Raw genomic sequence first — 4,588 nt, 5'->3', positions numbered from 1 at the left:
CGAAGGCGGAGAATTCGTCCACCATCCGGCCGATGTCGCCCACCTGCCGCACGATGGTGTCGGTGCAGCGGTCGAAGATCTCCAGGTCCTCGGCGGCCACGCCCTTGCGGAACTTGCGCTGCAGGCGCTCGGCGGAGAGCTGGATGGGGGTCAGCGGGTTCTTGATCTCGTGCGCGATGCGGCGGGCGACGTCGGCCCAGGCGCCGGTACGCTGGGCCGAGAGCAGGTCGGTGATATCGTCGAGGGTAACGACGAAGCCCTTGGACTCGGTCATCGTCCCTTCGCGGGTGAGCTGCACCTGATAGGTGCGATAGTCCGGACCGGAGCCGATCTCGATCTGGTCGCGGATGGTGCCGCGGCGCGCCGATTTGGCGCGCTCGATCACCGGAGAGAGCGCCGGGACCACCTCGTCGATCCGCTTGCCGACCAGCGAGATTTCGTCCGTGCCCAGCATTTCCGCGGCGCGCAGGTTGACCAGCGTGATAGCGCCGAACGGATCAAGCCCGACGATGCCCGCGGACACACCTTCCACCACCGCCTCGGTGAACTGGCGGCGCTTCTCGTTGGTCTCATTGGCTTCAACGAGCGCCACTCGCTGCGTCTTCAGCTGCTGGGTCATGGTGTTGAAGCGGCTAGACAAATCGCGGAGATCGCCCCTGCCCTGCTGCACCGGCACGCGTACGTCGAGATCGCCGTCGGAAACGCGGCTCGAGGCGATCATGAGGTTCCGGATCGGGTCGACGAAGCGGTTGGCCAGCGCGATGCCGATCCACACCGCGGCGAGCAGCAGCACCAGCGCGAGGCCTACATACATGAGCGTGAAGGTGATCTGGAAAACCAGCCGGTTGCTCTCGTAGTTGCGGTACTCGGTGATGTTTTCGTCAGTGAGCCGGGTGAACTCGAGGACCTCGGGATCCACCGGGCGGGCGACGAACAGGTAGGTGTTATCGTAGCCCCGCAGCTTGACCACCGACCCGACGAGGTTGGTGCGGCCCGGCGCGATCTCGGTCGGCCGGCCCTCGATGACGCCCTGGGTAAGTCCCTCGGGGACGCGCGGCGCAGTGCCCGGCGCGTTGATCTGCGCCTTCATCAGGGTGTCGCCGTCGGCGGAGATCAGCGAGGTGAAGGGAAGCGAGCGGGTGACGGCGAGCGCGGTCAGGATGCGCTGGAATTTCGTCCGGTCGGCTTCGAAGGTACCGCGGGCCTGCTCGAGCTCGGTCGCTACCCAGATGATGTCGTCGCGCAGCACCTGGGAGTGCTCGAGCATGTAGGACCGGGCGACGAGACGCGAACTCTCGACCATGGTGCGGGTGCGTTCCGAGAACCACTGGTCGAGCCCTTGGTTCAGCGAGATCATCGCCACCACTGCCACCAGCAAGGCCGGCACGGCAGCCACGGTAGCGAACATGGCGACCATGCGGACCTGCAGTCCGGCGCCCGCCTGCCCTTGTACCCTCGCTTGGATCAGCAGCGTTGCCTCGGTGAGCACCAAGGCAATCACCGACAGCACCAGCAGGCCGTTGACGATCCAGATGATGGTCCAGACTTCGGGCGTCGGTTCGATATCGGTCGCCCCGGTCATGATCAGGAACGAGCCGGAGGAGACAAACACCGAGAGCAGGACGATGATCAGGCCGATGGTGCGGATGGCCTTACGGCCGGTGTCGCCAAACATGACCGGACGCGTCCGGGCGGGCGCCGGAGTCGGCTCAGGCAGTGCGTCGCTTACGAGCGTTGCGTCGTGCATCCAGAAGCCGGGTTGTGGGCGGATCGAGGGGGTGCCTTGCCCTTCTGATTCACCCTTAAAGACAATTGTTGCCGAAATGAGACACTTGTGGAAAGCGCAGGAACAACTCCCTGGCTTCCCTAGTCCTGTCGGTGCATTTTTGCAACAGCGGTCAACGGACCGCCCGGGAATGTGATGTAATCAGCCTTGGCGGCGCGACTGCTTGACGATCTCGATGCTGTGGGCGCGGATCTTCTTGCGTAGCGTATTCCGATTGAGGCCGAGCAGATCGGCAGCGCGAATCTGGTTGCCGCCACAGGCATTTAGCGCCATCGCAATCAGCGGCGCCTCGACCCTATCGAGCACACGCTGGTAGAGACCGGCCGGCGGCAAGTTTGGCTCGTATTCGCGCAGGACCTGGGCGACGTGAGTTTCCACAGCCGTGGAGACATCGACCGGCCCCGAGTTCACAGGGACCGGCTGGCGATCGGCGAGGTTGAGTTCGCTCTGGACGATCTCGAGCGAAATGTTCTCGTCGGCATAGAGCGCCGACAGCCGCCGCACCAGGTTCTCCAGTTCGCGGATGTTGCCGGGCCAGGAGTAGTTCTGCATGAGCCGGATCGCGTCCGGGGCGATCGACTTGACCGGCTCGCCCTCGCGCTGGGCGGCGCGGAGGAAGTGCTGGACCAGATCGTTGATGTCGTCGACCCGCTCGCGCAACGGCGGCAGGCGGATGGGGACGACATTGAGACGGTAGTAGAGGTCCTCTCGGAACAGTCCCTGCCGGATCATCTGGCTGAGGTCGCGGTGCGTGGCAGCGACGATGCGGACGTTGGATTTGATCGGCGTGCGGCCCCCGACCATGGTGTACTCGCCTTCCTGCAGCACGCGCAGCAGGCGGGTCTGGGCCTCCATCGGCATGTCGCCGATCTCGTCGAGGAACAGCGTACCGCCCTCGGCCTGCTCGAAGCGGCCCGAGGAGCGGGCGGTGGCGCCGGTGAAGGCGCCCTTCTCATGGCCGAACAACTCGGCTTCGATGAGGTCGCGCGGGATGGCGGCCATGTTGATCGCTACGAACGGGCCGTTGCGGCGCTTGCCGAAATTGTGGAGCGCGCGCGCCACCAGTTCCTTGCCGGTGCCGCTTTCGCCGGTGATCATCACCGTGAGGTCGGTCTGCATCAGCCGCGCCAGGGCCCGGTAGATGTCCTGCATGGCCGGGGAACGGCCGACCAGCGGCATGGTCTCCCCCGGCTCGTCGGCCTTCTTGTCGCCCGCGGGAGCTTTCTTGGCGTCGGCGAGGGCGCGCGCGACGACCGAGAGCACCTCGGCAATGTCGAACGGCTTGGGCAGGTACTCGTAGGCCCCGACCTCGTTGGCGCGGATTGCGGTCATGAAGGTGTTCTGCGCGCTCATCACCACCATGGGCAGGTCGGGGCGCAGCTTCTTGATCTTGGGCATGATGTCGAAGGCATTGCCGTCGGGCATTGCGACATCGGTGATCAGCAGGTCCCCTTCCCCGCGGCTTACCCAGTTCCACATCGTGGAAAGGTTGCCCGTGGGGCGGACTTCGTATCCGGCGCGCGTCAGCGCCTGGTTCAGCACCATGCGGATCGCGGCATCGTCGTCGGCGAGCAGCACCGTGTGACTCATTTGGCCAGAACCTCTTCGGATTCGGTCTCGTGTCTGGTCGACTTGGCGGCGACCGGCAGAAGAATGCGGAAACGGGTGCGACCAGGGCGGCTGTCCATATCGACGACGCCCCCGTGATCGCCGATGATCTTGGCGACGAGCGCGAGGCCGAGGCCGGAGCCGTTGGCCTTTGTCGTCACGAACGGATCAAACAGGATCGGCACCATGTCGGGCGGCACGCCGGGGCCGTTGTCTTCGATGATGATCTCGAGCGGTAACGAGATGCGCTCGGAGACTCCCTGCACTGAAATGCGGATGCCGGGACGGAAAGCGGTGGAGAACCTGATCTCGGGTTTTGGTGTCCGTTCAAGGGCTTCCGCGGCGTTCTTGACGAGGTTCAGGAACACCTGAATGAGCTGGTCGCGGTTGCCTCCCACCGGCGGCAGTGAGGGATCGTATTCCTCGTGGAAGGTAATGCCCCGCGCGACACCGTTCTTTGCGACCAGTTTTACGCGATCGAGTACGACATGGATGTTGATCGGCTCGCGCTCGATCGGGCGGTCGTCGCCGAACACCTCGACCCGGTCGATCAGGTCGACGATGCGGTCGACCTCGTCGCGAACGAGTCGGGCCAGCGGCAGTTCATCCGGGGTGACGCTCTGCTCCAGCAGTTGCGCCGCGCCGCGGATGCCGGAGAGCGGGTTCTTGATCTCGTGCGCCAGCATCGACGCCAGGCCAGTGACCGAACGGGCGGCGCCGCGGCTGACCAACTGCCGGTCGATCTTGTCGGCCATGGTGCGTTCCTGGAACAGCAGCGCGATGCGGCCGTCGGCGTCGGACAAGGGCGAGGCGAAGACGTCGACCACCCGGTCGTCGCCGGCATCGGAGAAGCGCGAGGAGCCGACGCGGACACGGTACTCGGTCATCGGGCCGCGACGGTCGGCGACGGCCTGCATCAGGCCGATGATGGGCGAGCCGAAGGCAATGAGGTCGTCGAGGCGTTGGCGCGACAACACGCTCATCGAGGCGCCGAAGAAGGCCTCGGCGGCGTAGTTGACGAAGACGATGGTGCGATCTTCGGTGCAGACCAGCACGGGCTGCGGCAAGGCCTGCAGCACGGCAGTGCTGAGGGCCGGTGGCGGAACCTTGCTCATGCGGCAAGCCTCCAGTCGCCGGCGTAAATGTCGCCGATCATCCTCGTCACCTCGGCGGGATCCTCGCAGTTGAGAAGCT

3 protein-coding genes are annotated in these 4,588 nt (G+C 65.2%); all 3 read right to left on the bottom strand.

Annotation, left to right across the window (positions count from 1 at the left end; genetic code table 11):
* On the bottom strand, positions 1-1,675 hold a 1,675-nt coding region (locus JWQ89_RS00015; protein ID WP_299637312.1), incomplete at its 3' end, for a HAMP domain-containing protein.
* 252 nt (positions 1,676-1,927) lie between these two features.
* Positions 1,928-3,376: a nitrogen regulation protein NR(I) gene (gene ntrC, locus JWQ89_RS00010; protein ID WP_299637310.1), complete on the bottom strand. Its 1,449-nt coding sequence runs from the start codon at positions 3,374-3,376 to the stop codon at positions 1,928-1,930.
* Positions 3,373-4,509: an ATP-binding protein gene (locus tag JWQ89_RS00005; RefSeq protein WP_299637309.1), complete on the bottom strand. Its 1,137-nt coding sequence runs from the start codon at positions 4,507-4,509 to the stop codon at positions 3,373-3,375. The genes ntrC and JWQ89_RS00005 overlap by 4 nt, the downstream gene beginning before the upstream one ends.
* Positions 4,510-4,588 lie beyond the last annotated feature (79 nt).

Origin of the sequence: Devosia sp. (assembly GCF_028290645.1) — a bacterium.
Taxonomy (GTDB): domain Bacteria; phylum Pseudomonadota; class Alphaproteobacteria; order Rhizobiales; family Devosiaceae; genus Devosia_A.
This window is presented reverse-complemented; position numbering and strand designations above follow the sequence as displayed.